This window comes from Vallicoccus soli, from assembly GCF_003594885.1.
In the GTDB taxonomy this organism is placed as follows: domain Bacteria; phylum Actinomycetota; class Actinomycetes; order Motilibacterales; family Motilibacteraceae; genus Vallicoccus; species Vallicoccus soli.
On record NZ_QZEZ01000004.1, the window covers coordinates 88,267 to 114,107 of the forward strand.

At 77.3% G+C, this 25,841-nt stretch carries 22 protein-coding genes; 15 read left to right on the top strand and 7 right to left on the bottom strand.

What is annotated here, in order from left to right; all coding sequences use genetic code 11:
- The first annotated feature begins 84 nt into the window (after positions 1-84).
- Genes hppD through fahA form a run of 3 tightly spaced genes read left to right on the top strand, consistent with a single transcriptional unit; the run spans position 85 to position 3,660 of the window.
- Positions 85-1,290, top strand: a complete 1,206-nt coding sequence (gene hppD / locus D5H78_RS10290) for a 4-hydroxyphenylpyruvate dioxygenase (RefSeq protein ID WP_119950393.1) — start codon at positions 85-87, stop codon at positions 1,288-1,290.
- The gene (locus D5H78_RS10295) at positions 1,290-2,486 is read left to right on the top strand and encodes a homogentisate 1,2-dioxygenase (RefSeq protein WP_119950394.1); all 1,197 of its coding nucleotides are present in this window, start codon (positions 1,290-1,292) and stop codon (positions 2,484-2,486) included. Before hppD ends, D5H78_RS10295 begins: the two co-directional genes overlap by 1 nt.
- Positions 2,479-3,660: a fumarylacetoacetase gene (gene fahA / locus D5H78_RS10300; protein WP_119950395.1), complete on the top strand. Its 1,182-nt coding sequence runs from the start codon at positions 2,479-2,481 to the stop codon at positions 3,658-3,660. Before D5H78_RS10295 ends, fahA begins: the two co-directional genes overlap by 8 nt.
- Here the strand turns inward: fahA and D5H78_RS19320 are convergent.
- Positions 3,648-6,836 carry an Ig-like domain-containing protein gene (locus D5H78_RS19320; RefSeq protein WP_165865695.1) on the bottom strand — a complete coding sequence of 1,063 codons (3,189 nt, stop codon included), beginning with the start codon at positions 6,834-6,836 and terminating at the stop codon, positions 3,648-3,650. The genes fahA and D5H78_RS19320 overlap by 13 nt on opposite strands.
- Before the next feature lie 60 nt (positions 6,837-6,896).
- Positions 6,897-7,544, bottom strand: a complete 648-nt coding sequence (locus tag D5H78_RS10320) for a pentapeptide repeat-containing protein (protein WP_119950396.1) — start codon at positions 7,542-7,544, stop codon at positions 6,897-6,899.
- 158 nt (positions 7,545-7,702) lie between these two features.
- On the opposite strand from D5H78_RS10320, the gene D5H78_RS10325 reads away from it, so the two are divergent.
- On the top strand, positions 7,703-8,656 hold the full coding sequence (locus D5H78_RS10325) for a LacI family DNA-binding transcriptional regulator (RefSeq protein ID WP_119950557.1): 954 nt from the start codon (positions 7,703-7,705) through the stop codon (positions 8,654-8,656).
- 3 nt (positions 8,657-8,659) lie between these two features.
- On the opposite strand, the gene D5H78_RS10330 is transcribed toward D5H78_RS10325, so the two are convergent.
- Both D5H78_RS10330 and D5H78_RS10335 read right to left on the bottom strand, forming a co-directional pair.
- Complete coding sequence (locus D5H78_RS10330; RefSeq protein WP_165865696.1) at positions 8,660-9,418, bottom strand: copper resistance protein CopC; 759 nt, start codon at positions 9,416-9,418, stop codon at positions 8,660-8,662.
- Between the two features lie 97 nt (positions 9,419-9,515).
- The gene (locus D5H78_RS10335) at positions 9,516-10,559 is read right to left on the bottom strand and encodes a hypothetical protein (protein WP_119950398.1); all 1,044 of its coding nucleotides are present in this window, start codon (positions 10,557-10,559) and stop codon (positions 9,516-9,518) included.
- Between the two features lie 39 nt (positions 10,560-10,598).
- Here D5H78_RS10335 and D5H78_RS10340 point away from each other — a divergent pair, with 39 nt between their 5' ends.
- From D5H78_RS10340 to D5H78_RS10385, 10 genes are all read left to right on the top strand, one after another.
- Positions 10,599-11,138, top strand: coding sequence for a hypothetical protein (locus tag D5H78_RS10340; RefSeq protein WP_119950399.1), 540 nt, complete (start codon positions 10,599-10,601; stop codon positions 11,136-11,138).
- A gap of 34 nt (positions 11,139-11,172) precedes the next feature.
- Positions 11,173-13,635 (top strand): protein translocase subunit SecD, encoded by a 2,463-nt coding sequence (secD, locus tag D5H78_RS10345; RefSeq protein ID WP_119950400.1) that lies wholly within the window; start codon positions 11,173-11,175, stop codon positions 13,633-13,635.
- Between the two features lie 46 nt (positions 13,636-13,681).
- The gene (locus D5H78_RS10350) at positions 13,682-16,555 is read left to right on the top strand and encodes a Na+/H+ antiporter subunit A (protein WP_119950558.1); all 2,874 of its coding nucleotides are present in this window, start codon (positions 13,682-13,684) and stop codon (positions 16,553-16,555) included.
- Positions 16,552-17,091: an NADH-quinone oxidoreductase subunit K gene (locus D5H78_RS10355; protein ID WP_119950401.1), complete on the top strand. Its 540-nt coding sequence runs from the start codon at positions 16,552-16,554 to the stop codon at positions 17,089-17,091. Before D5H78_RS10350 ends, D5H78_RS10355 begins: the two co-directional genes overlap by 4 nt.
- Complete coding sequence (locus D5H78_RS10360; protein WP_119950402.1) at positions 17,088-18,719, top strand: Na+/H+ antiporter subunit D; 1,632 nt, start codon at positions 17,088-17,090, stop codon at positions 18,717-18,719. Before D5H78_RS10355 ends, D5H78_RS10360 begins: the two co-directional genes overlap by 4 nt.
- The gene (locus D5H78_RS10365; protein WP_119950403.1) at positions 18,716-19,315 is read left to right on the top strand and encodes a Na+/H+ antiporter subunit E; all 600 of its coding nucleotides are present in this window, start codon (positions 18,716-18,718) and stop codon (positions 19,313-19,315) included. Before D5H78_RS10360 ends, D5H78_RS10365 begins: the two co-directional genes overlap by 4 nt.
- Positions 19,312-19,599, top strand: a complete 288-nt coding sequence (locus D5H78_RS10370) for a monovalent cation/H+ antiporter complex subunit F (RefSeq protein WP_119950404.1) — start codon at positions 19,312-19,314, stop codon at positions 19,597-19,599. The genes D5H78_RS10365 and D5H78_RS10370 overlap by 4 nt, the downstream gene beginning before the upstream one ends.
- A complete protein-coding gene (gene mnhG, locus D5H78_RS10375) occupies positions 19,596-19,937 on the top strand; it encodes a monovalent cation/H(+) antiporter subunit G (RefSeq protein ID WP_119950405.1) in 342 nt (113 codons plus the stop codon). Before D5H78_RS10370 ends, mnhG begins: the two co-directional genes overlap by 4 nt.
- A gap of 97 nt (positions 19,938-20,034) precedes the next feature.
- Positions 20,035-21,150 carry a WD40/YVTN/BNR-like repeat-containing protein gene (locus D5H78_RS10380; RefSeq protein ID WP_119950406.1) on the top strand — a complete coding sequence of 372 codons (1,116 nt, stop codon included), beginning with the start codon at positions 20,035-20,037 and terminating at the stop codon, positions 21,148-21,150.
- 14 nt (positions 21,151-21,164) lie between these two features.
- A complete protein-coding gene (locus D5H78_RS10385; protein ID WP_119950559.1) occupies positions 21,165-21,461 on the top strand; it encodes a MoaD/ThiS family protein in 297 nt (98 codons plus the stop codon).
- Between the two features lie 129 nt (positions 21,462-21,590).
- Here the strand turns inward: D5H78_RS10385 and D5H78_RS10390 are convergent, their stop codons facing one another.
- Genes D5H78_RS10390 through D5H78_RS10400 form a run of 3 tightly spaced genes read right to left on the bottom strand, consistent with a single transcriptional unit; the run spans position 21,591 to position 25,031 of the window.
- Positions 21,591-22,859 carry a dihydrolipoamide acetyltransferase family protein gene (locus tag D5H78_RS10390; protein ID WP_119950407.1) on the bottom strand — a complete coding sequence of 423 codons (1,269 nt, stop codon included), beginning with the start codon at positions 22,857-22,859 and terminating at the stop codon, positions 21,591-21,593.
- On the bottom strand, positions 22,852-23,856 hold the full coding sequence (locus D5H78_RS10395) for an alpha-ketoacid dehydrogenase subunit beta (RefSeq protein WP_119950560.1): 1,005 nt from the start codon (positions 23,854-23,856) through the stop codon (positions 22,852-22,854). The genes D5H78_RS10390 and D5H78_RS10395 overlap by 8 nt, the downstream gene beginning before the upstream one ends.
- A 53-nt stretch (positions 23,857-23,909) precedes the next feature.
- The gene (locus D5H78_RS10400; RefSeq protein WP_245941641.1) at positions 23,910-25,031 is read right to left on the bottom strand and encodes a thiamine pyrophosphate-dependent dehydrogenase E1 component subunit alpha; all 1,122 of its coding nucleotides are present in this window, start codon (positions 25,029-25,031) and stop codon (positions 23,910-23,912) included.
- Between the two features lie 159 nt (positions 25,032-25,190).
- Between D5H78_RS10400 and D5H78_RS10405 the strand changes: the two genes are divergently transcribed.
- Positions 25,191-25,640 carry an Lrp/AsnC family transcriptional regulator gene (locus D5H78_RS10405; RefSeq protein ID WP_119950408.1) on the top strand — a complete coding sequence of 150 codons (450 nt, stop codon included), beginning with the start codon at positions 25,191-25,193 and terminating at the stop codon, positions 25,638-25,640.
- Positions 25,641-25,841: the final 201 nt, after the last annotated feature.

Genomic DNA, 25,841 nt, shown 5'->3' on the forward strand with positions numbered 1-25,841 from the left:
GACCGGCGCGGTCCGGTCCGGTTGCGCACCTGCGCGGCCCTGGGCTGCCATGGTCGCCCGCCGCACCCTCGACGAGGAGGACCCGTGAGCCTGCAGGACACGCTGACCGACCAGGAGCGCCTGGCCGAGCTGGGGCTCGACGAGCTGCGCCGGCTCGTCGGCCTCGTGGACCACGACCCCGCGACCGACCCGTTCCCCGTCACCGGCTGGGACGCCGTCGTCTGGGCGGTGGGCAACGCGACGCAGGCCGCGCACTTCTACGAGTCGGCCTTCGGGATGCGGGTCGTCGCCTACGCGGGCCCCGAGACGGGGCGGCGGGACCACAAGGCGTACGTGCTGGAGAGCGGCGCGGTGCGCTTCGTCCTGCTGGGGGCGGTCGACCCCGCGAGCCGGGTCGCCGACCACCACCGCCGGCACGGCGACGGCGTCGTCGACATCGCGCTCGAGGTGCCCGACGTGGACCGCTGCGTCGAGCACGCCCGGCGCGAGGGGGCGACGGTCCTCGAGGAGCCGCACGACGTCTCCGACGAGCACGGCACGGTGCGCCGGGCCGCCATCGCGACGTACGGGGAGACGCGGCACAGCCTCGTGGACCGCTCGCGCTACGACGGGCCGTACCTGCCCGGGTTCGTCGCGCGGGAGTCGACGCTGGTGCGGCCGCCGGGCGCGCCGAAGCGGCTGTTCCAGGCGCTCGACCACGTCGTCGGCAACGTGGAGCTCGGCCGGATGGACGAGTGGGTCGGCTTCTACCGCCGGGTCATGGGCTTCACGAACATGGCCGAGTTCATCGGCGACGACATCGCCACCGACTACTCGGCCCTCATGAGCAAGGTGGTGGCGAGCGGGAACCACCGGGTCAAGTTCCCGCTCAACGAGCCGGCGGTGGCGCGGAGGAAGTCGCAGATCGACGAGTACCTCGAGTTCTACGGCGGTCCCGGCGCGCAGCACCTGGCGCTCGCGACGAACGACATCGTGGGGACGGTCGACGCGATGGCGGCGGCGGGCATCGAGTTCCTGCCGACCCCGGCGTCCTACTACGAGGACCCGGCGCTGCGCGCGCGGATCGGCGAGGTGCGGGTGCCGGTCGAGGAGCTGCAGGCGCGCGGGATCCTCGTCGACCGCGACGAGGACGGCTACCTGCTGCAGATCTTCACCCGGCCGACGGGCGACCGGCCGACCGTGTTCTTCGAGCTCATCGAGCGGCACGGCTCCCTCGGCTTCGGCAAGGGCAACTTCCAGGCGCTCTTCGAGGCGATCGAGCGCGAGCAGGCCCGGCGCGGGAACTTCTGATGGCGTACTACCGCAGGGTGGGGGACGTGCCGCACAAGCGGCACACGCAGCACCGGGCGCCGTCCGGCGCGCTCTACGCCGAGGAGCTCATGGGCGAGGAGGGGTTCTCCTCGGACTCCTCCCTGCTCTACCACGCGGGACTGCCCTCGGCGCTGGTCGACGCCCGGCCGTGGGCGCTGCCGGACCAGGCGGTCGTGCCGAACGAGCCGCTGCTGCCCCGGCACCTGGCGCTGCCGCGGCTCTTCGAGGGCCTGGACCGGGGAGCGGTCGACGCGGTCACCGGCCGGCGGCTGGTCCTCGGCAACGCGGACGTGCGCATCTCGTACGTCGTCTGCGGCGCGCCGTCCCCGCTCTACCGCAACGCCGTCGGCGACGAGTGCGTCTACGTCGAGTCCGGGCGGGCCCGGGTGGAGACGGTGTTCGGCGACCTCGTCGTGCACGGCGGCGACTTCGTGGTGCTGCCGCGCGCGACCACCCACCGGTGGGTGCCGGACGGCGAGCTGCGGCTCTACTGCGTCGAGGCCGCCGGGCACGTGGCCCCGCCGAAGCGCTACCTCTCGCGCTACGGCCAGTTCCTGGAGCACGCCCCGTACTGCGAGCGCGACCTGCGCGGGCCCTCCGGGCCGCGGGTGGTCGAGGGCGAGGACGTGGAGGTGCTCGTCAAGCACCGGGGCTCGGGCCCCTCCGGGCTCGCCGGCACGGTGCACGTCCTGCCCACCCACCCGTTCGACGTCGTCGGCTGGGACGGCTGCCTCTACCCGTACGCCTTCGACGTCGCGGACTTCGAGCCGATCACCGGGCGCGTGCACCAGCCGCCGCCGGTGCACCAGGTCTTCGAGGGCAGCGGCTTCGTCGTGTGCGCCTTCGTGCCCCGCAAGGTGGACTACCACCCGCTGGCCGTGCCGGTGCCGTACTACCACTCCAACGTCGACAGCGACGAGGTGATGTTCTACTGCGGCGGCGACTACGAGGCCCGCAAGGGCTCGGGGATCGCGCAGGGTTCGGTGTCGCTGCACCCGGGCGGGCACTCGCACGGCCCCCAGCCGGGCGCGGTGGAGCGCTCGCTCGGCAAGGAGGCGTTCGACGAGCTCGCCGTCATGGTCGACACGTTCCGCCCCCTCGGTCTCGGCGAGGGCGGCGCGGCGTGCGACGACGGGGCGTACGCCTGGACGTGGGCCGGCGGGCGGCGTGGCTGACCCGTACGGCGTCCACAACCTCCCGTACGGCTCGTTCAGCACCGGCGGGGGAGCCCCGCGGCTCGGGGTGCGGTACGGCGACGCCGTCCTCGACGTCGCCGCCGCCCTGCCCCCGAGCGGCGCGCGCGCTGAGGCCCTGCGCAGCCTGGACGCGCTGCTCGCCGCCGGGCCGGCGGTGTGGCGGGAGGTCCGGGCGGCGCTGCAGGACCTGCTGACGGGAAGCGCTGTCCCGGCGGAGCACCTGCACCCCCTCGAGGGTGTGCGCCTGCACCTGCCCTTCACCGTCGCGGACTACGTCGACTTCTACGCCTCCGAGCAGCACGCGAGCAACGTCGGGCGCATCCTGCGGCCCGGCCAGGACCCGCTGCCGGCGGCGTGGCGGCACCTGCCCATCGGCTACCACGGCCGCAGCGGGACCGTCGTGGTGTCCGGGACGGACGTCGTGCGGCCGTGCGGGCAGCGGCGGGAGGACGACGGCACGGTGGCGTTCGGCCCGACCCGCCGGCTCGACCTGGAGGCCGAGCTCGGCTTCGTCGTCGGCGTGCCGACCGCGCTGGGCGAGCCGGTGCCGCTGGAGCGCTTCGCCGAGCACGTCCTCGGCGTCTGCCTGGTCGACGACTGGTCGGCCCGCGACGTGCAGGCGTTCGAGTACGTCCCCCTCGGCCCCTTCCTCGGCAAGTCGTTCGCGACCTCGGTGTCGCCCTGGGTCGTGCCGCTCGCGGCGCTGGAGCACGCCCGCGTCCCGCCGCCGCCGCGCGACCCGCGGCCGCTGCCGCACCTGGACGACGCGGGGACCGGGCCCTGGGGGCTCGACGTGCGCCTGGAGGTGCTCGTCCAGGGCACGGTCGTGTCCCGGCCCCCCGCGGCCGGCCTCTACTGGACCGGCGCGCAGCAGCTCGCGCACCTGACCTCGGGCGGCGCGTCGCTGCGCACCGGGGACCTCTACGCCTCGGGGACCGTCAGCGGCCCCGCCCGCGAGGAGCGGGGCTCGCTGCTGGAGCTGTCCTGGGGCGGGACCGAGCCGGTGGCGCTCGCCGACGGGACGACGCGGACGTACCTCGAGGACGGCGACGAGGTCGTCGTCCGCGGCACCGCCCCCGGGCCCGGCGACCGCGTCGTCGGGCTGGGGGAGGTGCGGGGGCGGGTGCTCCCGGCGCGCGGTCAGCCCACGTAGACCTCGACGCGGCGGTTGGCCGCCTTGCCCGCGCGGGTCGCGTTGGTGGCCGCGGGGCGGTCCTCGCCGAAGCCCGCCGTGCCGCTGACCTCGAGCCCTTCGGCCCTGGGCAGCAGCCAGTCGCGCACCTGGCGGGCCCGCTGGCGCGACAGCACGTCGTTGGAGGCGCTGCTGCCGTCCGCGTCCGTGTGCCCCTCCATGCGGACCGCCGTGAAGCCCGCGCCGGCCGCCTGCTCCACCACCCCGCGCAGCGTCGCCCGCGCGTGCTCGTCGAGGTAGAACTCGCCGGTCGGGAAGTAGACGACGGCGACCAGACGGCGGGAGGCCGCGGCCGGGCGGACCGGCACGTCCACCGGCGCGGCGACCGTGCCGTCGACGCCGACGGCGCGCACCTGGACGCGCTGCGCGGGCAGCAGGGCCCGCCCGCGCACGGTGCAGCCGGTGCGCTCGCCCGGTGCGCCGGCGGGCACGCGGCAGACCTGGCGGCCGTCGACGTGCACGAGGTGCTCGGAGACCGACGCGGTCGCCGAGGAGCGCCACACGACCTCGGAGTCGGTCCGCGCGGACAGCAGGCGCGAGACCGGCACGCCGTCCTCGTAGACCGGCCGGCGCAGCGCCTCCTCCGCGCCGGGGTCGCGCAGGACGCCGGCGCCCACCGCGGCCGCCGGGCGGGGCAGCACCGTCAGGCGGAGCTCGCGGGTCGCCGTGCCGCCGTGGCGGTCGTCGACGACGACCGTGGTCGTGAGGCGGCCGCTGGTGCCGGTCGCGGCGGCCACCACGAGGCGCCCGTCCTCGACCGCGGCGACCGTGCCGGGGGCCGGCCGCGGCCGCACGGCGAGGGCGTCCCGGTCGGCGTCCTGCGTGCGCAGCGCGAGCGTGGTGCGGGTGCCCGCCACGACGGTGGTCGGCGGCAGGGGGTCGAGCGTCGGCGCCGTGTTCGCGACGTGCACGACGACGCGGGCCGACGCCGTGCGCCCGAGCGCGTCGCGGACGGTGTACGTGAACGCGTCGTCGCCCACCGCGTCGGGGTGCGGCAGGTAGCGCAGCGCGCCGCCGGCCACGACGACCCGGCCCCGGGCGGGACCGGCGGCCGCGACCTCGAGGCCGGCGCCCGTGTCGTTCCCCAGCACGTCGAGCTGCAGGGCGCCGCGGGCGCGCGTCGTGGTGGCCGCGTCGTCGCGCGCGGCCAGCTCCGGCGGCGCCACGGTCACGACCACCTCGGCCACCGCGTCCGAGCCCTCGAGCCGGTACGTGAACCGGTCGGTCCCCGCCCAGCCGTCCTCCGGGACGTAGCGGACACCCCCGTCGACCACGACGGCGGTGCCGTGCGCCGGCGCGGTGACGACGCCGGCGAGCACGCTGCCCTCGGGGTCGTTCGCCGTGACGGGCACCAGGACAGCGCTTCCCCACGACGTGCCGGCGACGTCGTCCACCGGCAGCCGCACCGGGACCGACGGGTCGGGGGTCGGGTCGGGGGTGGGCTCGGGGTCGGGGGTCGGCTCGGGGTCGGGCTGCGGGTCCGGGGTGGGCTCGGGCTGCGGGTCCGGGGTGGTGGGCTCGGGGTCGGGGTCGGGGTCGGGGGTCGGCTCCGGCGACGGGGCACCGCCCTCGGCGACGGTCACGACGAGCCGGCCCGTGGCGTCGCCGCCGCGGCCGTCGGTGACCCCGTACGCCAGGACGTCCTCGCCGGGCTCGGCACCCGCGGTGTAGACGACGGTGGCGCCGTCGGTGCTCGCCCCGCCCAGCGCGCCGGGGTCGACCCGGGTGACGGCGAGCGGGTCGCCGTCGGCGTCCGCGTCGCCCTCGAGGACGGGCACCTCGAGGGTGCCGCCGGGGGCGACCCGCACCGCCTCGTCGTCGGGCACGGGAGCGCGGTTCACGACGACGGTCGCCGAGGCGGGGGCGTCGTCGCCGAGGCCGGGCGTCGCGTCGAGCACGGCGGTCCCGACGCGACCGCGCACGTCCTGGCGCTGCGGGCCGGGGGTGCCCGGCAGGCGCACGTCCAGCTCGAGGACGCTGCCGCCGGTGGCCAGCTCGAACGGCCCCTGCAGGACGTACCGCCCGGGCAGCGCCACCGGGTCCGCGACGGGCACGCCGTCCCAGCGCGCCGTCCCGGGCACGGGCTCGGCGCCGGCGGGCAGCGCGTCCTCGACCGCGTCGAGGACGGCGCCCGGGGTGCCGCTCACGGCGACGCGCAGGCGCACGGTGCCGCCGCCGGTCGGCAGGCGGTCGGGCGCCGCGGTCGCGGCGAGGCTGATGTCGTTGGTGGCCGGCGGGATCGCGGCGAGGGAGGACGCCGTGCCGGAGACGTCGGTGTGCTTGATCTGCGTGCCCGAGGTGACCTGCTGCACGGGCAGCACCGGCGTGGCGGCGCTCGTGAAGCCGACGGCGCGGAAGGTGTACGTGGCGGTGTAGTCGCGGTCCGCGGACGGCTGGTCGGCGACGCGCAGGACCCCGTCGTACGAACTGCCGTCGCTGAACGCCAGCCGGGTGCCGACGAGCCGGTACGCCTCCGCCGGCCAGTCGCCGCGCGCCGCGGGGCTCATCCAGACGCTGCGGTAGTCCCCGGCGGGACCCTCGCCGATGGTGCCCGTGCTGCCCTTCACCGTGACCTCGAAGGTCGAGCCGAGGCGCGGGGCGGTGCCGCCCGAGACGGTGACGGAGGTGAGCTTGTTCGCGGCCGCCTTGATGGTGCCGTCGACGCGGGAGAAGCCGCCCGGCTGCTCGCACAGCGGCGCGGCCCCCGGCAGGCCCGGCTGGCCCTGCCACACCCGCACGACGTGCCCCTGCGGCGTGGTGGTGGGGGCGTGCGCGACGAGGTACGTGTACCGCGCCGCGCCGGCCCCCGCGGCGAGCGCCGGGACCTGCTGCGCCGCCGGCTGCCCTGCACCGAGGCGGACCTCGCCGCCGGTGAACCCGTCGAGCTGCACCCAGAGGTCGCGGCGCGCCTGCCCGGCCGCCTCCTGCAGCCGGTAGCCCGCGTACGCCCCCTGCAGGGCGGGGGTGGTGCCGGGGTCGATGTAGAAGACCGGCCCGTGCAGGGCCGTGAGAGTCAGCCCCGCGGCGCTGCACGCGGGGGCGGCGGCCAGGGCCGGGGCGGCGGGGACGGCCAGCACGGGCAGCACGGCCAGGGCGCACGCGGCGGCGGTGCCGGCCGTGGTACGGGGCTTCGTCATGCCCCTGGCATCGACGGGTCCCGGGAGGTCCTGCACCCCCCGACCGGGTGAGGGGACGGCTCAGCGCACCGCGACGCCCAGGGCCGCCGCGAGGACGGGCGCCAGGCGCGGCAGCTGCTCCGCCGCGACGACGGCCCCGCGCAGGTGCTCCGGCCCGTCCACCGCGTCGAGCTCCGCCCCACGCAGGTCCAGGCGCTCCAGCGAGGCGCCGTGCAGCGACAGCCGCCCGACGCGGCAGCCCTCGAGCGCCGCGTGCCGCACGGTCGCCCCGGCCAGGTCCAGCTCCTCCACCACGCAGCCGCGCAGCACGAGGTCGGTCGCGCGGGCGGTGCGCAGGCCGAGGTAGCCGAGCCGGCAGTCCTCGACGAGCACCGCCTCCCAGGTGGCGCCGTGGGCCTCGAGCGCTCCCACGCGGCTCGCCGCGAGCCGCACGTCGCGCCACTCGCCGCGCCCGGCCCGCAGCAGGGCCACGTCGGCGCCGTGCACGGCGGTGCGCCGCAGCCGGGCGCCGCCGAGGTCGGCCTCCTCGCCCGTCGGGCCGTCGACGAGGCAGTCGAGCAGCGCCGCGCCGGCGAGGGCGGCGGCACCGGGGACCCGTACGCCGTCGAGCGACGCCCCCGGCCGCAGCGCCGCCGGGGCGGCGAGCGGCGGGTCGACGACGTCGGGCGCCTCCGGCGCCCGCGGGGCGCGGTCGCGGCGCGCGGCCACGCGACCACCTCCTGCGCACGGGGCGGGCGCCCGGCGCGCCCGCGCCACCATGGTGCCCGGGCGGGCGGTGCGTTCGCGCCCGGGCGCCGCGGGACGGGGGATAGCGTCGGCGCGTGAACGGACCACCGCGACCGCCGGCGCCCGCCGCGCGGCCGACCATGCTCGACGTCGCGCGCGAGGCGGGCGTCTCGCTCAAGACCGTCTCCCGCGTCGTCAACGGCGAGCCCGCGGTGCGCCCCGAGACCTCGCAGCGGGTCGAGCGCGCCATGGCCGCCCTGGGGTTCCGTCGCAACGACAGCGCCCGCCAGCTGCGCACCGGTCGCACGGCGAGCGTCGGCCTCGTCGTGGAGGACCTCGCCGACCCGTTCTACTCCCTGCTCACCAAGGCCGTCGCGCGCGTCTGCGAGGAGCGCGGGCACCTGCTGCTCAGCGGCTCCGCCGAGGGCTCGCCCGAGCGCGAGCGCTCGCTCGTCTCCGCGTTCCTCGCGCGCCGCGTCGACGGCCTCGTCGTGGTCCCCGCGCTCGCCGACGACCACGGGTGGCTGGCCGGCGAGGGGGTGCCGTTCGTCCTCGTCGACCGCCCGGCCGGCGGGACGCCCTGCGACAGCGTCCTCAGCGACAACGCCGGCGGGGTGCGGGCGGCGGTGGAGCACCTCGCGGGGCGGGGGCACCGGCGCATCGGCTTCCTCGGCGACGACGCCGCCTTCTGGACCGCGCAGCAGCGGCGGCGGGGCTTCCTCGAGGCCGTGGACGCCCTGGGGCTGCCCGCCGCCGACCTGGTGGGGATGGGCCCGCACACCGTCGCCTCCGCGGCGGCCCTGCTCGAGGGCTGGGGGGCGGGCGCGGACCCGCTGACCGCGGTCGTCACCGGCAACAACCGGGTCACCGTGACGGCGCTGCGGGCCCTGCGGGACGCGGGGCGGCGGCTCGAGGTCGTCGGCTTCGACGACGTCGAGCTCGCCGACCTGCTCGACCCGCCGCTCACCGTCGTCGCGCAGGACCCCGAGCGGCTGGGCGACACGGCCGCCCGCCTGCTGTTCCGGCGGATGGGCGGCGACCTCGAGGGCATGGGCCCGGTCGTGGTGCCGACGCGGCTCGTCGTCCGCGGCTGAGGCCTAGCGGCGCGCTGCGGGGCTCCGGCCCGGGCGCTGCTCCTCGGCCGGCCGCGGCCGCCGGCCCGCCGCCACGACGAGCGCGACGACCCCTGCCACGACCCCGCCGAGCACGAGCCAGGTCGTGACCCCCGTCGCCGGGCCGGGCTCCCCGTCCTGCGCCGCGTCGACGCCGGCGGGCGCCACGGTGCCCGGCTCCGCCGCGAGCGCGCCCTCGAGCGGCACGCCCTGCGCGGTGAGCTCGTCCGCGAGCTGGCGGTCGGGACCCTCCGTCGGTGCCGTCCAGGCCTCGGGGGCGGGCGTCGGCTCGCCGTCGTAGGTGAAGGCGTACGAGTCCACGACGGGCTCGCCGTCGGAGGCGATGCTGGCCCAGCTGACGACGTACTCGCCCCGGGCCGGCCAGTGCGCGACGGCGACCTCGGCGGTGTAGCCGGTGTAGTAGGAGCGCGGCTCCCACCTGCCGTCGACCTCGTAGAACTCCTGCACCGGCTCGCGCAGGCGCACCTGGGTGCCGTGGGCCCAGCCGTCGTCGACGCGCGTCCCGTCGGGGGCGGTCACCGCGAAGAAGGCGTGGGAGGCCGGGGCCTCGGTGAACACGAGGTCGAGCGAGCGCAGCGGGTCGCCGACGCGCGACCCCTCGACCGGCTCGGTCTCCTCCGCCACGATCTGCCCGTGCGCCGCGGCGGCCCCGGCGCCGGCGAGGGCCAGCGCGAGGGCGAGGGCCGTGGCGGCGCCGGCACGGCGGGCTCCTGCTGTCAGCACCGCGGCAGCATGCCATGGCGACCCCGGTCCCGCCGAGCCTCGAGGGTCGCCCGCGACCCCGCGGGGTGCTGCCGCGTGCTCGTCCGCGGTCGGGTGGTCAGCCGGCGGCGGTGCCCGTGCGCACCACGACGACGGGGCCCTGCGCGCCCGCGGCGGCACCGGCCCGGCCCGGCGGCGCGAGCAGCACGGCGAGGGCGGTGACCGGCCGGGCCCCCCCCGCGGCCACGGGGGCCAGGGCGGGACCGGCCACCTCCGCCCCGGCGCCGACGTGGACCAGGTCGAAGGCGTCCGTCACGAGCGCGCAGGCCCCGCCCGCGGGCAGGACCGCCAGCTGGCCGTGCGCCCCGCCCCCGAGGGGCAGCCCCGCCGGCCCCGCCAGTCCCGCCGCAGCGTCCGCTGAACCGGCGCCGACGGCGTGCAGCACCGGCGGCGCCCCGAGGCGCAGGGCGAGCACGGGGCCCGCCGGGGGCACGTCGAGCAGGACCGCCGAGAGCCGGGCGCTGGGCGCGAGGCCGCCGACCAGCAGGTCCAGCGCCACGGCGAGGTCGTCGAGGCCCGCCGGCCCCCCGGCGAGGCGCCGGAACGCCGGCGGCACCCGCCGCGCGAGGAGGCCGGGCGCGCCCGAGCCGGCCAGCGCCGCCGCGACGAGGACCCGCACGGTGCCGTCGGCGCGCACCGCGACGGCCACGAGGTCCCCGGGCCGGTCGGGGCCGGCGACCGCGACCTCGTTGCGCAGCGGGGCCGGGACGCGCTCCGGCACGGCGCGCACCGCGCGCCGTCCGGCGACCGCCGCGCCGGAGACCCGTACGCCGTCCCGGGCCGGCCCCTCCGCCGCGCGCCACAGCGCGCCGAGCGCCGGCAGCGCGAGCAGCGCGGCGGCGGACACGGCCAGGGCCAGCTCGTCGGTCCGGTGCCCGGGCACGAGGGGCACGGCGATCCCGGCGGCGATGAGCGCGCCCGCCCAGGCGCAGACGGCCAGCGCGAGCCGGTGCCGGACCAGCAGGGCGAGGGTCCCCGGCACCAGCACCCAGCCGACCGGGGAGGTGACGCCGGCGACGCCGGCGAGTACCCCGTTGGCCGTGGTCAGGAGGAGCGCGTGCGTCGGCCGCACCTGCAGCGGGGGTCCCTCGTCCGTGCGCACGGGACCAGGGTCGCAGGTCCCGCTGGTAGTTTCGAGGGCATGCGCGGAGCCCGCAGTGCCCCGCGCCGGGGCGCGCCCACCACCCTCCTGCCCCTGCTGGGGCTCCTCGCGCTGGTCGGCGTCCTGCTCCCCGCACCCGCCCGCGCCGCGCTCGCGGAGGCGCTGCCGTCGGGCTCGGCGCGCACCGCCACCGCGCCCGCGCACGGCTCCGGCCTCGACCGGCGCGGCCCCGAGCCCCGGGCCCAGCGCGACGGCCGCGCGCTGCGCACGAGCGCCGGGGGCCGGCGCGACGCGCTCGTCACCGGCACGGCACCGCGGGTGCGGCAGCACCCCGTGGCCGCCGACGGGCAGGGCCCCGGTGCGCAGGACCGGGCGCACGCGCACGCGCACGACCACGCCGACGACCTCCCCGCGGCCGCCGTCCTCGGCAGCGGCCCGCCCGTGCCGCCGGCCCTGCTGCGCGCCCCCGCGCCCCGCCCGGACGACGGCGCGGCCCCGTCCCACGGCCCGCCCGCCCCCGCCGCCCCCCGCGCGCCTCCGACGGGCCCCCCGCCCGTGCCGCCCGCCCCGACCGCCTGAGCCGTGCTCCGGCGGCACCCCGTCGGAGGACCCCTTGTCCCGTGCACCCCTCGTGCGTGCGCTGCTCGCGCTCGCCGTGCTCGCCGGATCGCTGTACGCCGCCCTGTCCACCCCCGCGCGCCTGGGCCTGGACCTGCGCGGCGGCACCCAGATCGTCCTCGAGGCCCGCTCGACCGACCGCGTCAGCGCCGACGCGGAGAGCACCGACCGCGCCCTCGAGGTGCTGCGCGGGCGGGTCGACGCCCTCGGCGTCGCCGAGCCGACCCTCGCCCGCTCGGGCGAGACGCGCATCGTCGTCGAGCTGCCCGGCCTGCAGGACCCGCGCGAGGCCGCCGAGGTCGTCGGCCGCACCGCGCAGCTGACCTTCCACCCGGTCCTCGGCGCGGACCCGCAGGAGCCGGCGGCGGAGCCCACCCCGGGCGCTACCCCCGGCGCCACCCCCGGCGCCACCCCGGGCCCCGCCCCGGCCGCGACGCCCGCGCCCGAGGAGGGGGCCGGCGAGGGCGCCGCCGGGGACGCGCCCCCCGAGGAGCGCGAGGACCTCGTCGACGAGTCCGGACTGCCGCTGCGCGTCGGGCCCGCCGCGCTCACGGGGGAGGACGTCGACGGCGCCGACGCCCGTACCGACCCGCAGCGCGGGCGCGGCTGGTTCGTCGTGCTCGACTTCCGCGGCGGCGGCGAGGCCTGGCGCGGGCTCACCGGGCAGGCCGCGTGCGCGCCCGCCGGCGACCCGCAGCGCCGCGTCGCGATCGTCCTCGACGACCAGGTCATCAGCTCGCCGCAGGTCGACCCGTCGGTCGGCTGCGGCGCCGGCATCGGCGGTGGCACCACCGAGATCACCGGCACCTTCACGGCCGAGGAGGCCCGCGAGCTGGCGGCCCTCGTCGAGGGCGGGGCGCTGCCCGTGCCCGTCGAGGTCGTCGAGCAGCGCACGGTCGGCCCGACGCTCGGCGCCGACGCCATCGACGCGTCCTTCCGCGCCGGCATCATCGGCGTGGTCCTCACCGGGCTCTTCATCACCGTCGTCTACCGCCTCGTCGGGCTCCTCGCCAGCGTCGCGCTCGCCTGCTACGCGCTCATCGCGTACGCCGTCCTCGTCACCCTGGGCGCGACCCTCACGCTGCCCGGCCTCGCAGGCTTCGTGCTGGCGATCGGCATGGCGATCGACGCGAACGTCCTGGTGTTCGAGCGCGCGCGGGAGGAGTACGCCGCCGGCCCCGGCGGCGGCCTGCGCACCGCCCTGGACACCGGCTTCCGCAAGGCGTGGAGCGCCATCCTCGACACGAACGTCACGACGCTCATCGCCGCCGGTCTGCTGTTCCTGCTGGCGTCGGGCCCCGTGCGGGGGTTCGGCGTCACGCTGGGCATCGGCGTGCTGGCCTCGATGGTGTCCGCGCTCGTCGTGGCGCGGGTCCTCGCCGAGCAGGCCGTGCGCCGCTCGGCGGTGGTGCGCCGGCCCCGCGCCTCCGGCCTCGTCGGCCCCGGCCGGGTGCGCGCCTGGCTCGAGCGCAGCGGGCCGGACCTCATGGGGCGAGGGCGGGTCTGGCTCGCGTTGTCGGGAGCGGTGGTCGTCGTCGCGCTCGCGGGCCTCGGCGCCCGTGGCCTCGAGCTCGGGGTCGAGTTCACCGGCGGGCGGCTCCTCGAGTACTCCACGGGCACGCCGGTCAGCGCCGAGCGGGCGCGCGAGGCCGTGGCGGACGGGGGCTTCCCCCGCGCCGTGGTGCAGACGTCCGGCAGCGGCGACGGCGAGGACATCACCGTGCGGACCGAGCGCCTGAGCAACGAGGAGGCGTACGCCGTCGAGCAGGCCCTGGCCGGGGTCGGCGGGGAGGTGACCAAGGTCCGCGACGAGCTCATCGGGCCGAGCCTGGGGGACGAGCTGCGCCGCGGTGCGCTCGTGGCCCTCGGGGTCGCGCTGGGCGCCCAGCTGCTCTACCTCGCCCTGCGCTTCCGCTGGACCATCGGCGTGGCCGCGGTCGTGGCGATGCTGCACGACGTCCTCGCGGTCGTGGGCCTGTTCGCCTGGCTCGGCAAGCCCGTCGACGGCGTGTTCCTCGCGGCGGCGCTGACGATCATCGGGCTCTCGGTCAACGACTCGGTGGTGGTCTTCGACCGGGTGCGCGAGCTGGTGAGGGCGCGCCCGCGCGAGCCGCTCGGCGCCGTCGTGGACGCCGCGGTCCTGCAGACGGTCCCGCGCACGGTGAACACCGGGCTCGGCGCGATGCTCATCCTGGCCGCGCTGTTCGTCCTCGGCGGCGACACGCTCACCGACTTCGCCCTCGCGATGCTGGCCGGCCTGGTCGTCGGCACGCTGTCGTCGGTCTTCCTCGCCTCGCCGCTCTACGTGCTGCTCGAGCGGCGCTGGCCGGCGCCCGGTCCCGCGGTCCCCGCCACCGGCCCGGGCGGCCGGCGCGCGGCGGTGGCGGACCCCGCGGACCCGTACGGTTTCGTGGACGCGGCGGCGCGGCAGGGTGAGGACGGGGGAGCGTCGCGGTGACCCCCGCGCGCACCGCCCTCGCCCCGCCCACCCCGGAGCGCCCGTGCTGCTGACCCTGCTCGCCGCCCACGCCGTCGCTGCCCTCGTCGCCCCGCTGCTCGTCCGGGCCGCGGGGCGCAGGGCCTTCCTCGCGCTGGCCCTCGTCCCGGCCGCCTCGTGCGCCGCGCTGCTCGCCCGTGCCGGCGGGGAGGTGCGGGAGGCGTACTCCTGGATCCCCTCGCTCGACGTCGCGGTCGCGCTGCGCACCGGGCCGCTGCCCACGCTGCTCGCCGCCCTCGTCACCGGGGTCGGCGCGCTCGTCCTCGTCTACTGCTCCCGCTACTTCGGCGCGGCGTCACCGGGGCTCGCCCGCTTCGCCGGCGTCCTCGTCGCGTTCGCCGGGGCGATGCTCGGGCTCGTCCTCGCCGACGACGTCCTGCTCCTGTACGTCTGCTGGGAGCTCACGACCGTCTTCTCGTACCTGCTCATCGGGCACAGCGCGCGCCTGAAGGCGGCGCGCCGCGCGGCGATGCAGGCGCTCGTGGTGACGACGTCCGGCGGCCTGGCGATGCTCGTCGGGCTCATCGCGCTCGCGGTGGCCGGCGGCACCACGTCGCTGTCCGGGCTGGTGGCGGACCCGCCGCGGGGGACGGTGGTGACCGTCGCGGTCGTGCTCGTGCTCCTGGGCGCCCTCACGAAGTCGGCCCTGCTGCCGTTCCACTTCTGGCTCCCCGCGGCGATGGCGGCACCGACGCCGGTGAGCGCTTACCTGCACGCCGCGGCGATGGTGAAGGGCGGGGTGTTCCTCGTCGGCGTGCTGGCCCCCGGCTTCGCCGACGTGCCGGGCTGGCGCCCGCTCGTCGTGGGCCTGGGCCTGGCGACGATGCTCGTCGGGGCCTGGACCGCGCTGCGCCAGACGGACCTCAAGCTCCTCCTCGCCCATGGCACGGTGAGCCAGCTCGGCTTCCTCATGGTGCTGCTCGGCGCGGGCACCCGCGACGCCGCGCTCGCCGGCGCCGCGATGCTCCTGGCCCACGCGCTCTTCAAGTCCTCGCTCTTCCTCGTGGTGGGCGTGGTCGACCGCTGCACCGGGACCCGGGACCTGCGACGCCTGGACGGGTTGGGGCGGCGCCTGCCGGTCCTGGCCGTGACCGGGGCGCTCGCGGCCGCCTCGATGGCCGGCGTCCCGCCGCTCGTCGGGTTCGTCGGCAAGGAGGCGGCGTACGAGGCGTACCTGCACGACGCGCTGCCGTCCGGCGCCGGGAGCGCGGTGGTCCTCGCCGGCCTGGTCACCGGGTCGGCCCTGACGGCCGCGTACAGCCTGCGCTTCGTGTGGGGCGCCTTCGCCCGCAAGCCCGGCGCGGGGGCCGTGGAGCTGCACGCGCCGGCGGCGGTCGCCCAGGCCGTCCCCGCCCTGCTCGCGCTCGCGGGCCTGGCCGCGGGCCTGGCGGCGACCGCGCTCGACCGCCCCCTCGCCGCGTACGCCCGGGCGCTCCCGGCCGCCGCGGCCGAGGACTACCACCTCGCGCTCTGGCACGGGCCCAGCCCGGCGCTCGGGCTCTCCCTGGTGTCCCTCGGCGGTGGCGCGCTGCTCTTCGCCGGGCGCGGCGCGGTCCAGCGGGTCCAGGTGTCCCTGCGGACGGGGCTCGACGCCGACCGGTCGTACCGGAGCCTCATGCGCTGGGTCGACCGGGCCTCCACCACGGTCACGGCCGCCACGCAGCGGGGTTCGCTGCCCGTCTACCTCGGCACGATCGTCGCGGTGCTCGTGGTGCTCACCGGCTACCGCTGGGCGGGTGCGGTCGCCGGGGGCGGGTGGCCCGACCGCTGGCGCGCGTGGGACAACCCCCTGCAGGTCGTGGTCGCGGTGCTCGTGCTCGCGGCCGCCCTCGCCGCGGCCCGCTCGGCCCAGCGCCTCACCGCCGTGCTGCTCGTGGGGGTCACCGGCTACGGCACCGGCGTCCTCTTCGCGCTGCACGGCGCCCCCGACCTGGCGCTGACCCAGTTCCTCGTCGAGACCGTCACGCTCGTGGTGTTCGTCCTCGTGCTGCGCACGCTGCCGAAGCAGATCGTCGACCGGCACACCCGGGCCCAGCGGCGGGGGCGGCTGCTCGTCGCCGTGCCCGCCGGCCTGCTCATGGCCGGCACGGGCGCGCTGGCGCTCGGTGCGCGCGAGGCGCCGGCCGTCTCGCTCGCGTTCCCGTCCTGGGCGTACGAGTACGGCGGTGGCCGCAACGTCGTCAACGTGACGCTCGTCGACATCCGCGCCTGGGACACGCTCGGCGAGATCTCGGTGCTCGTCGTCGCGGCGACGGGCGTGGCGAGCCTGGTGTTCCTGCGCGGTCGCACCGGCGGCCCGCCGCGGCTGCGCGACGAGGAGTCGCCGCCGCTGCCGGCGCCGGCGGTGACCGAGCGCTCGTCCCGCCTGGCCGACACCGGGGCCCACGTGGCGGGGGCGCCCTGGCTGCGCGGCGGCGGGCTGCTGCCCTCGGCGCGCCGGTCGATCGTCCTCGAGATCGTCACCCGCGCGGTGTTCCACACGGTCGTCGTGCTCTCCGTGTACCTGCTCTTCGCCGGCCACAACGCCCCCGGCGGCGGCTTCGCCGGCGGTCTCGTCGCGGGGCTGGCGCTCGTCGTGCGCTACCTCGCCGGCGGCCGGTACGAGCTCGGCGAGGCCGCCCCCGTCGACGCCGGCCTGCTCCTCGGCGCCGGCCTGCTGCTCGCCGGGGGCACCGGCGCCGCAGGGCTCCTCCTGGGCGCGGACGTGCTGCAGACGACCATCGTCGAGGGGGCCCTGCCGGTCTTCGGCGACGTGAAGCTCGTGACCTCCCTCTTCTTCGACGTCGGCGTCTACCTCGTGGTCGTGGGGCTCGTGCTCGACGTGCTGCGCAGCCTCGGCGCCGAGGTCGACCGCCGCGAGCACCAGGAGACGACCGCATGAGCCCGAACCTGACCCTGCTCGCCCTCGTCGCCGGCCTCTACGTCGCGGGCACGTACCTGCTGCTCGAACGGAGCCTCACCCGGGTGCTGCTCGGGGTGCTGCTGCTCGGCAACGGCACCAACGTCCTGCTCGTCAGCGCGGGGGGCCCGGCCGGCGAGGCACCCTTCCACGGCGGCGCGGAGCCGGAGGAGATGAGCGACCCGCTCGTGCAGGCCCTCGTCCTCACCGCCATCGTCATCACCTTCGGCATGGCCGCCTTCCTGCTCTCGCTCATCCGCCGGGGCTACGAGCTCGGCCGGGAGTCGGGCCCGGCGGGCGAGGGGGAGTCCGCCCTCGTGGACGACGTCGTGGACGACGCCGAGGACCGTCGGGTGGCCGCCGCCCGGCGCGGCGGCTCCGGCGCCGACCCCGACGACACCGACGACACCGACGACACCGACGACACCGACGGGGCGGGCGACGACGGTACGGGGGGCGACGCCGACGGCGACGCCACGGACGGCCTGCTGCCGCGGGCCCGGGGGGGTCGCCGGTGATCCGCGTCCTCGCCCCGCTGCCCGTCCTGCTCCCGCTGCTCGGCGCGGGCCTGGCGCTGGCCGTCGGCCGCCACCCCCGGCTGCAGCGCACCGTGAGCGTCGTCGTGCTCGCGACGGTCCTCGCCGTCGCCGTCGCGCTGCTGCTGCTCGCGGACGACCGGGGCGCCACGTCCCTCGACGTCGGCGGCTGGCCGGCCCCGCTCGGCATCACCCTCGTCGTGGACCGGCTGTCCGCGCTGTTCCTCGTCGTGTCGACCACCGTGACGCTGGCCGTCCTCGTCTACGCGGTGGGGCAGGGCGCGTCGGACCGCGACGACGCCAGGACGCCGCTGTCGATCTTCCACCCGACGTACCTCGTCCTCACCGCGGGCGTGGCGAACGCGTTCCTGTCCGGCGACCTGTTCAACCTGTACGTCGGCTTCGAGGTCCTCCTCGCCGCCAGCTACGTCCTGCTGACCCTCGGCGGGAGCCAGGAGCGGGTGCGCGCCGGCGTGACGTACGTCGTGGTCAGCCTGCTGTCGTCCCTGGTGTTCCTGGCCGGCATCGCGTTCACGTACGCCGCCACCGGCACCCTCAACATGGCGCAGCTGTCGCTGCGGCTGGCCGAGCTGGACGACGGCACGCGCGCCGCGCTCAACGCCGTGCTGCTCGTGGCGTTCGGCATCAAGGCGGCGGTCTTCCCGCTGTCGTCGTGGCTGCCGGACAGCTACCCGACCGCGCTGGCCCCGGTCACCGCGGTGTTCGCCGGGCTGCTCACGAAGGTCGGCGTCTACGCCATCATCCGGGTGCAGACGCTGCTCTTCCCCGACGGCGCGTTCGAGGACGTGCTCATGCTCGCCGCGGGGCTGACGCTCGTCGTGGGGATCCTCGGCGCGGTCGCGCAGACCGACGTCAAGCGGATGCTGTCCTTCACGCTGGTGAGCCACATCGGCTACATGGTCTTCGGCGTCGCCCTCGGGTCGGCGGCCGGGCTCGCGGGCGCGATCTTCTACGTGGCGCACCACATCCTCATCCAGACCGTGCTCTTCCTCGCCGTCGGGCTCGTCGAGCGGCACGCGGGCACGACGTCGCTCACCCGCCTCGGCGGCCTGGCCGCGGCGTCCCCGCTGCTCGCGGTGCTCTTCTTCGTGCCCGCGATGAACCTCGCCGGCATCCCGCCGCTGTCCGGCTTCATCGGCAAGGCGGGCCTGCTGCGCGCGGGCGTCGAGGACGGCGGCCCGGCGGCGTGGGCGCTCGTCGGCGCCGGGACGCTGACCAGCCTGCTCACCCTGTACGCCGTGGCCAAGGTCTGGTCCAAGGCCTTCTGGCGCCCGCGCGAGGAGGCGCCGCAGGTCGCCGCCGCCGCGGCGGCGGACACCGGCGCGACCTCGTACGCCGTCGTCGCGGCCACCGGGCGCCCGGGGAGCCCGGAGACCGCGCCGGCCCTCGACGCGGTCGGCGGGGACGAGGTGGCCGCCCCCGCGCCGCGGTCGCGCACCATGGTCGCCTCGACCGTCGTGCTCCTCGCGGTCAGCCTGTCCCTGACCGTCCTGGCGGGCCCCCTGTACGGGCTCGCCGACCGCGCCGCGGACGACCTGCTGGAGCGCTCGCCGTACCTGCGCGCCGCGACGACGGCGGGTGCGCCGTGACCGCGCACCTGCGCGGGGCCCGGGGGCTGGTGCGCCACCTGCCGCCGCTGCTCTGGCTCGCCCTGGTCTGGACGATGCTCTGGGGCACCTTCAGCGTCGGCAACCTCGTCGCCGGGCTGCTCGTGGGCCTCGTCGTGACGGCGGTGCTGCCGCTGCCGGTCGTCGTGCTGGGCGGGCGGCTGGACCCCCTGGCGCTGCTGGGGCTCCTCGCGCACATGCTGCGCCAGCTCGTCGTGTCGAGCGCGCACCTGGCGTGGCTGTCGCTGCGCCCGGGGCCGCCGCCGCTCGCGGCGGTCGTCGCGGTGCCGCTGCGCAGCCGCTCCGACCTGCTGGTCACGCTCACCGCGGAAGCGGTGTCCCTCACCCCGGGCAGCCTCGTCCTCGAGGTCAGCCGGCGCACGCTCTACTGCCACGTGCTCGACGTGAGCAGCGCGCAGGAGGCCCAGCGCTTCCGCACCGAGGTGCTCGACCTCGAGCGCCGCATCGTGCGGGCCGTCGGCGGGCCGTCGGCCATCGCCCGGCTCGCCGGCGCCCCGCCCGTCCCCGACCCGCCCGCCACCGCCCCGCCGCCCCCCACCCACGAGGAGGCCCCGTGACCGTCGTCGGCGTCGTCGTCGCCGTCCTGCTGTCCGCCGCCGCGGCGCTGTGCGTGCTGCGCATGCTCCGCGGCCCCGCCACCCTCGACCGCGTGGTCGCCACCGACATGCTGCTGGCCGTGGTGGTGTGCGGCCTCGCCGCGTACGCGGCCGTCACCCGCGCGTCGTACGTCGTGCCGGTGGCGGTGGTCGTCGCCCTGCTCGGCTTCACCGGCTCGACGAGCATCGCCCGCTCGGTCGGCCGGCAGGTGCCGCCGCCCCCGGCACCCCGGGACCCGGCGTGAGCACCGCCCTCGACGTCCTCGCGGCCGTCCTGCTGATCAGCGGGGCCGCGCTCGCGCTCGCCGCGTCGGTCGGCGTGCTGCGCTTCCCCGACGTCCTGTCGCGGATGCACGCCGCGACCAAGCCGCAGGTCCTGGGCATGCTCCTCGTCCTCGCCGGGGCCGCCGTGCGGCTGCGGACCAGCGTCGACGTCTGGATGCTCGTGCTGACCGGCGCCTTCCAGCTGATGACGGCGCCGGTCGCGGCCCACCTCGTCGGCCGCCTGGCCTACCGCACCCGGCACGTGCGCACCGACCTGCTCGTCTGCGACGAGCTGGCCGACGCGCCCGACCGGCCCTGACGGGGCCGCCCGGCAGCGCGGCAGCGGCACCGATGAGTACGGCCGCCGGCGCCGGTCCACCCCGGAGGACGACCGCAGGCCGGTGGAGGGAGCGGGCATGGCACGCGTACGGGTGCTGGTGGGCACGCGCAAGGGGGCCTTCGTGCTGAGCGCGGACGGCACGCGGCGGGACTGGCGGGTGGAGGGCCCGCACTTCGCGGGCTGGGAGGTCTACCACGTCGCGGGGAGCCGGGCCGAGCCCGACCGGCTCTTCGCCTCGCAAAGCAGCGGCTGGTTCGGGCAGGTGGTGCAGCGCTCCGACGACGGCGGCGCGTCCTGGTCGCCGGTCGGCAGCGACTTCCGCTACGACGGCGAGCCGGGCACGCACCAGTGGTACGACGGCACCCAGCGGCCCTGGGCGTTCACGAGGGTGTGGCACCTCGAGCCCTCGGCCACCGACCCCGACCTGGTGCACGCCGGCGCCGAGGACGCCGCGCTCTTCCGCTCCACCGACGGCGGCGCGACGTGGTCGGAGCTGACGGGCCTGCGCACCCACCCCTCCGGCCCGTCCTGGCAGCCCGGCGCGGGCGGCATGTGCCTGCACACCGTCGCCCCGCACCCCACCGACCCGCTGAGCATGCTCGTGGCCATCTCGGCGGCCGGCGTCTTCCGCACGGACGACGGCGGGGAGACCTGGCACCCCTCGAACACCGGCCTGTCCTCCGGGTCCATCCCCGACCCCGAGGCGGACGTCGGCCACTGCGTGCACCGCCTCTCGCGCCACCCCTCCCGCCCGGACACCGTCTACATGCAGAAGCACTGGGACGTCATGCGCAGCGACGACGGCGGGCGCTCCTGGCGGGAGGTGTCCGGCGACCTGCCGTGCGACTTCGGCTTCCCGGTGCAGGTGCACGCCCACGAACCCGAGACCGTGTACGTCGTCCCCATCACCTCCGACGAGCTGCACGTCCCGCCGGAGGGGCGCCTGCGCGTCTACCGCTCGCGCACCGGCGGCGAGGAGTGGGAGCCCCTGACGCGGGGCCTGCCGCAGGAGCACTGCTACGTCAACGTGCTGCGCGACGCCATGGCCGTCGACGAGCTCGACGGGTGTGGGGTCTACTTCGGCACCACGGGCGGGCAGGTCTACTGCTCGCCCGACGGCGGCGACACCTGGGACGCGGTCGTCCGCGACCTGCCGCCGGTCCTGTCGGTGGAGGTGCAGACGCTGCCATGAGCGACGGGACCACCGTGGTGACCGTCGTGCTGCCCGGGCACCTGCGCGCCCTCGCCCGGGTGGACGGCGACGTGCCGGTACGGGTCGAGGGCCCGGTCACCCAGGCGTCCGTGCTCGACGCCCTCGAGGCCCTGCACCCGGTGCTGCGCGGCCGGGTGCGCGACCAGGCGACGGGCCGCCGCCGCGCCTTCGTCCGCTTCTTCGCCTGTCAGGAGGACCTCTCGCACGAGCCCCCCGACGCCCCGCTGCCCGCCGACGTCGCCGAGGGGAAGCAGCCCTTCGTCGTCGTCGGCGCCATGGCCGGCGGGTAGCGCCCTCCGCGCACGACCACGGCGGTGCTGACCCCGCCGCGATCATGCACGACCTCGGCCGTGATCATGCACGACCTCGGCCGTGATCATGCACGACCTCGGCCGTGATCACGCACGGGGTGGCGCTCCTCAGAGGTCGCCGAGGGCGGTGAGGGGGGACTCGACGCAGTCGGCGACGTAGCGCAGGAAGCCGCCGGCCGTGCCGCCGTCGCAGACGCGGTGGTCGAACGCCAGCGTCAGCTGGGTGACCGTGCGGACGGCGAGCTGCCCGTCCACGACCCAGGGCCGCTCGACGACGCGCCCCATGCCGAGGATCGCCACCTCGGGGTGGTTGATGATCGCGGCGGAGCCGTCGATGCCGAAGACGCCGTAGTTGTTGACGGTGAACGTGCCGCCGGTCAGGTCGGAGGGTGCGAGCGCGCCGGCGCGGGCCGCACGGGTGCGCTCGGCGAGGGCGGCGGCCAGCTCGCGCGTCGTGAGGCGGTGCGCGTCGCGGACGACCGGGACGACGAGGCCGCGGTCGGTCTGCGCGGCGAAGCCGAGGTGCACGTGGTGCGGGACGACGATCTCGTCCTCGGTGACCCGCCCGCCCAGCTCCGGGTAGCGCTTCAGCCCGAGCAGCGCGAACCGGGCGAGGAGCGTCAGCAGCCCGACCGGCTGCTCCGGCGCGCGGGCGGTGAGCGCCGCCTTGGCTGCGACCAGGTCGGTCGCGTCGACGTCCACCCACACCGTCGCCTCGGGGATCTCCCGGCGCGAGCGGCTGAGCTTCTCGGCGATCGCGCGCCGGGCGCCGCGCAGCGGCACGCGGGTGACGTCCTCGTCCGGGGTGGGCGCTGCGGGTACGGGCGCCGGCGCCGGCGTCGCGGCCGCAGCCCGCTCGGCCAGCGCCTTCTCGACGTCGGCGCGCCGGACGATGCCGTCGGGCCCGGTGCCGCGCAGCGACGCCAGGTCGAGGCCGGCGTCGCGGGCGATCCGACGCACCAGCGGCGACACGACCTGCACCCGCTCGGGCCAGCTCTCGACGGGCGCGGCCGGGGCGAGGGCGACCGGCTCCGGGCGCCGCCGGGACCTGCGCGCACGGCGCGGGGACGTCGCGGTGCCGTACCCGACGAGGACCGCCCCGCTCTCCACGCCCGGCTCCTGCACGCCCTGCCGCTCCGGCCGCTGCTCGCCGACGCTGACGAGCGGCGACCCGACGCCCAGGACAGCGCCTTCCTCCGCGTGCAGCGCGGTGACGACGCCGGCCCAGGGGACGGGCACCTCGACGACGGCCTTGGCGGTCTCGACCTCGGCGACGACCTGGTCGACCTCGACGGCGTCGCCGACGGCGACCCGCCAGCGCACCACCTCGGCGTCCTCGAGGCCCTCGCCGAGGTCGGGGAGGAGGAAGTCAGGCACGGCGGGCTCCGTACGGGGCGGGGCACGGCTCGGGCTGGTCGTCCCACTGGAGGCGGGCGACGGTGTCGAGGATGCGGTCCACGCTCGGCAGGTGGTGCTGCTCGAGCTTCGGCGGCGGGTAGGGGATGTCGAAGCCGGTGACGCGCAGCACCGGCGCCTCGAGGTGGTGGAAGCACCGCTCGGTGATCCGCTGCGCGACCTCGGCGCCGAGCCCGCCCGACCCCGGCGCCTCGTGGACGACGACGGCGCGGCCGGTCCGGCGTACGGACGCGGTGAGGGTGGCGTCGTCGATCGGCGAGAGGCTGCGCAGGTCGACGACCTCGACGTCCCAGCCCTCCTCGACGGCGGCGTCGGCCGCCTCGAGCGCGGTGGCGACCGTGCCGCCGTACGTGACGAGGGTGACGTCGCGCCCGGGCCGGCGGACGACCGCCTCGTCGAGCGCGGGCCCGTCGGCGGTGAGCTCGGCGGCCTCCTTGCTCCAGTAGCGGCGCTTGGGCTCGAGCAGCACGACGGGGTCGGGGCAGGCGATGGCCTGGCGCATCATCCGGTAGGCGTCGGCCGGCGTCGCCGGCGTGACGACGCGCAGGCCCGGGGTGTGGGCGTAGTACGCCTCGGAGGAGTCGCAGTGGTGCTCGACGCCGCCGATGCCACCGCCGTAGGGCACGCGGACCACGACGGGCAGCGCGACCGCGCCGCGGGTGCGGTTGCGCAGCTTGGCGAGGTGGCTGGTCACCTGCTCGAAGGCGGGGTACGCGAAGGCGTCGAACTGCATCTCGACGACCGGCACGAGCCCGCCCATCGCCATGCCGATCGCGGTGCCGACGATGCCGGACTCGGCGAGCGGTGTGTCGACGACGCGGCGGTCGCCGAAGCGCGCGGCGAGCCCGTCGGTGACCCGGAAGACGCCGCCGAGCGTGCCGACGTCCTCGCCGAGGACGACGACGCGCGGGTCCTGCTCGAGGGCGTCGGCGAGCGCCGCGTTGAGCGCGCCGGCCATCGTGACGGTGGCGGGGGCGGCGGCGGGGCCGGCGGGCCGCTCCAGGGTCTCGGTCACGCCGGCTCCTCCTCCAGCTCGGCGAGCAGCAGGTCGCGCTGCTCGAGGAGCGCAGCGGTCGGCTGCGCGTAGACGTGCTCGAAGAGCTCGCGCGGGTCGGGCGCCACGTCGTGCTCCAGGGCGGCGCGCACGCCCGCGGCCAGCTCCTCGCCCTCGCGGGCGAACCGCTCGGCGAGGGCGTCGTCGAGCAGTCCGCGCGAGCGCAGGTGGGCCTCGGACCGGCTCACCGGGTCCTTCGCCAGCCACGCCTCGACCTCGGCGGGGTCGCGGTAGCGGCCCGCGTCGTCGGCGTTGGTGTGGGCCTCGACGCGGTACGTCAGCGCCTCGACGAGCGTGGGCCCGTCGCCCCCGGCAGCGCCCGCGACCGCCTCGGTGAGGACCGCGTGCACGGCGGCGGCGTCGTTGCCGTCGACGAGGCGCGAGCGCATGCCGTACCCCACGCCCTTGTGGGCCAGGCTCGGCGCCGCGGTCTGCTTCGCCAGGGGGACGCTGATCGCGTACCCGTTGTTCTGCACGAGGAAGACGACCGGGGCGCCCCACACGGCGGCGAAGTTCAGCGCCTCGTGGGTGTCGCCCTCGCTCGTGGCGCCGTCGCCGAGCAGGACGAGCGCGACGCGGTCCTCGCCCTGCAGGCGCGCGGCGTGCGCGAGCCCGACGGCGTGCAGGGTGTTGGTGGCGAGCGGGGTGCACTGCGGGGCGACCCGGTGCTCGTACGGGTCGTAGCCGCAGTGCCAGTCGCCGCGCAGGAGCGTGAGGACCTCGACCGGCGGGACGCCGCGGGTGACGATCGCGACGGAGTCGCGGTACGTCGGGAAGAGCCAGTCCTGCGGGCGCAGCGCGAGCGCGGCGGCGACCTGGCACGCCTCCTGGCCGCGGGACGACGGGTAGACCGCGAGCCGACCCTGCCGGGTGAGCGCGCTCGCCTGGGTGTCGAAGCGGCGCCCGACGACCATCGCGCGGTGCAGGGCGAGCAGGTCGTCGTCGGCGGGCATCGCCAGCGGCGAGGGGAGCGGGGAGCCGGTCGGGTCGACGAGGGCCTGCGGCCCGTCACCGGGCGGCAGGAAGGCCGCGGCGCGCTCCTGCACGGAGCCGTCCAGCGCGGGTGACGACGGTGTCACGGGCTCGTCCCTCCTTCGGGCCGGGTGGCAGGAGTGTGGGTGCTGCGGTGGCCGCTGGTCCAGGCGCGGCGACGAGGACGAGACGAGTGGCCGTACGAGGGGTTCGGCGGTGGCAGGATGGCCCTGCGCGGCTCGTCGCGGGCCGGGGGAGGTGGACGGATGGACCTCGACGACGTCGACCGCGGGATCGTCGACGCCCTGCGTGCCGACGCGCGGCTGTCGATGCGCGCGCTCGCGGCGCGGCTGCACGTGTCGCGGGCGACGGTGTACGCCCGGCTGCAGCGGCTCGAGGCCGAGGGCGTCATCACCGGCTACCACGCCGCGGTGGACCCGCAGCAGTACGGGCACGGGCTGACGGCGTACGTCTACCTCAAGGTCAGCCAGCACTCGTGGAAGGACCTGCGCGAGCGGGTGCTCGCCGTGCCCGAGGTGCACCACGGAGCGCTGCTGTCGGGCGAGCACGACATGGTGCTGCTCGTGCGGACGCGGGACGCGGCGTCCCTGCGGGACCTGGTGCTCGGGCGGCTGCAGGAGATGCCGGAGGTGGAGTCGACGCAGACGGTGCTGGTGTTCGACGAGCTGGTGCCGGGGCGGGGGAGTCCGCCGTGATCCGCGCAGGCGGTGTCGCCCAGGGCGCCGCGCGAGCCGTCGGCCCCCGCGGGCGCCCGCTTCCGCAGCGTGCGTGCGTGCGATCGGTCGCTCGATGCCACCCTGAGGATCGGCGGCAGCAGCTCGCCGGCTACCACTGGCTTGCATCCGGGCGGAGGAGCAGCTCGCTCATCACGACGCGTGCAGGCCGCCTGACGACGT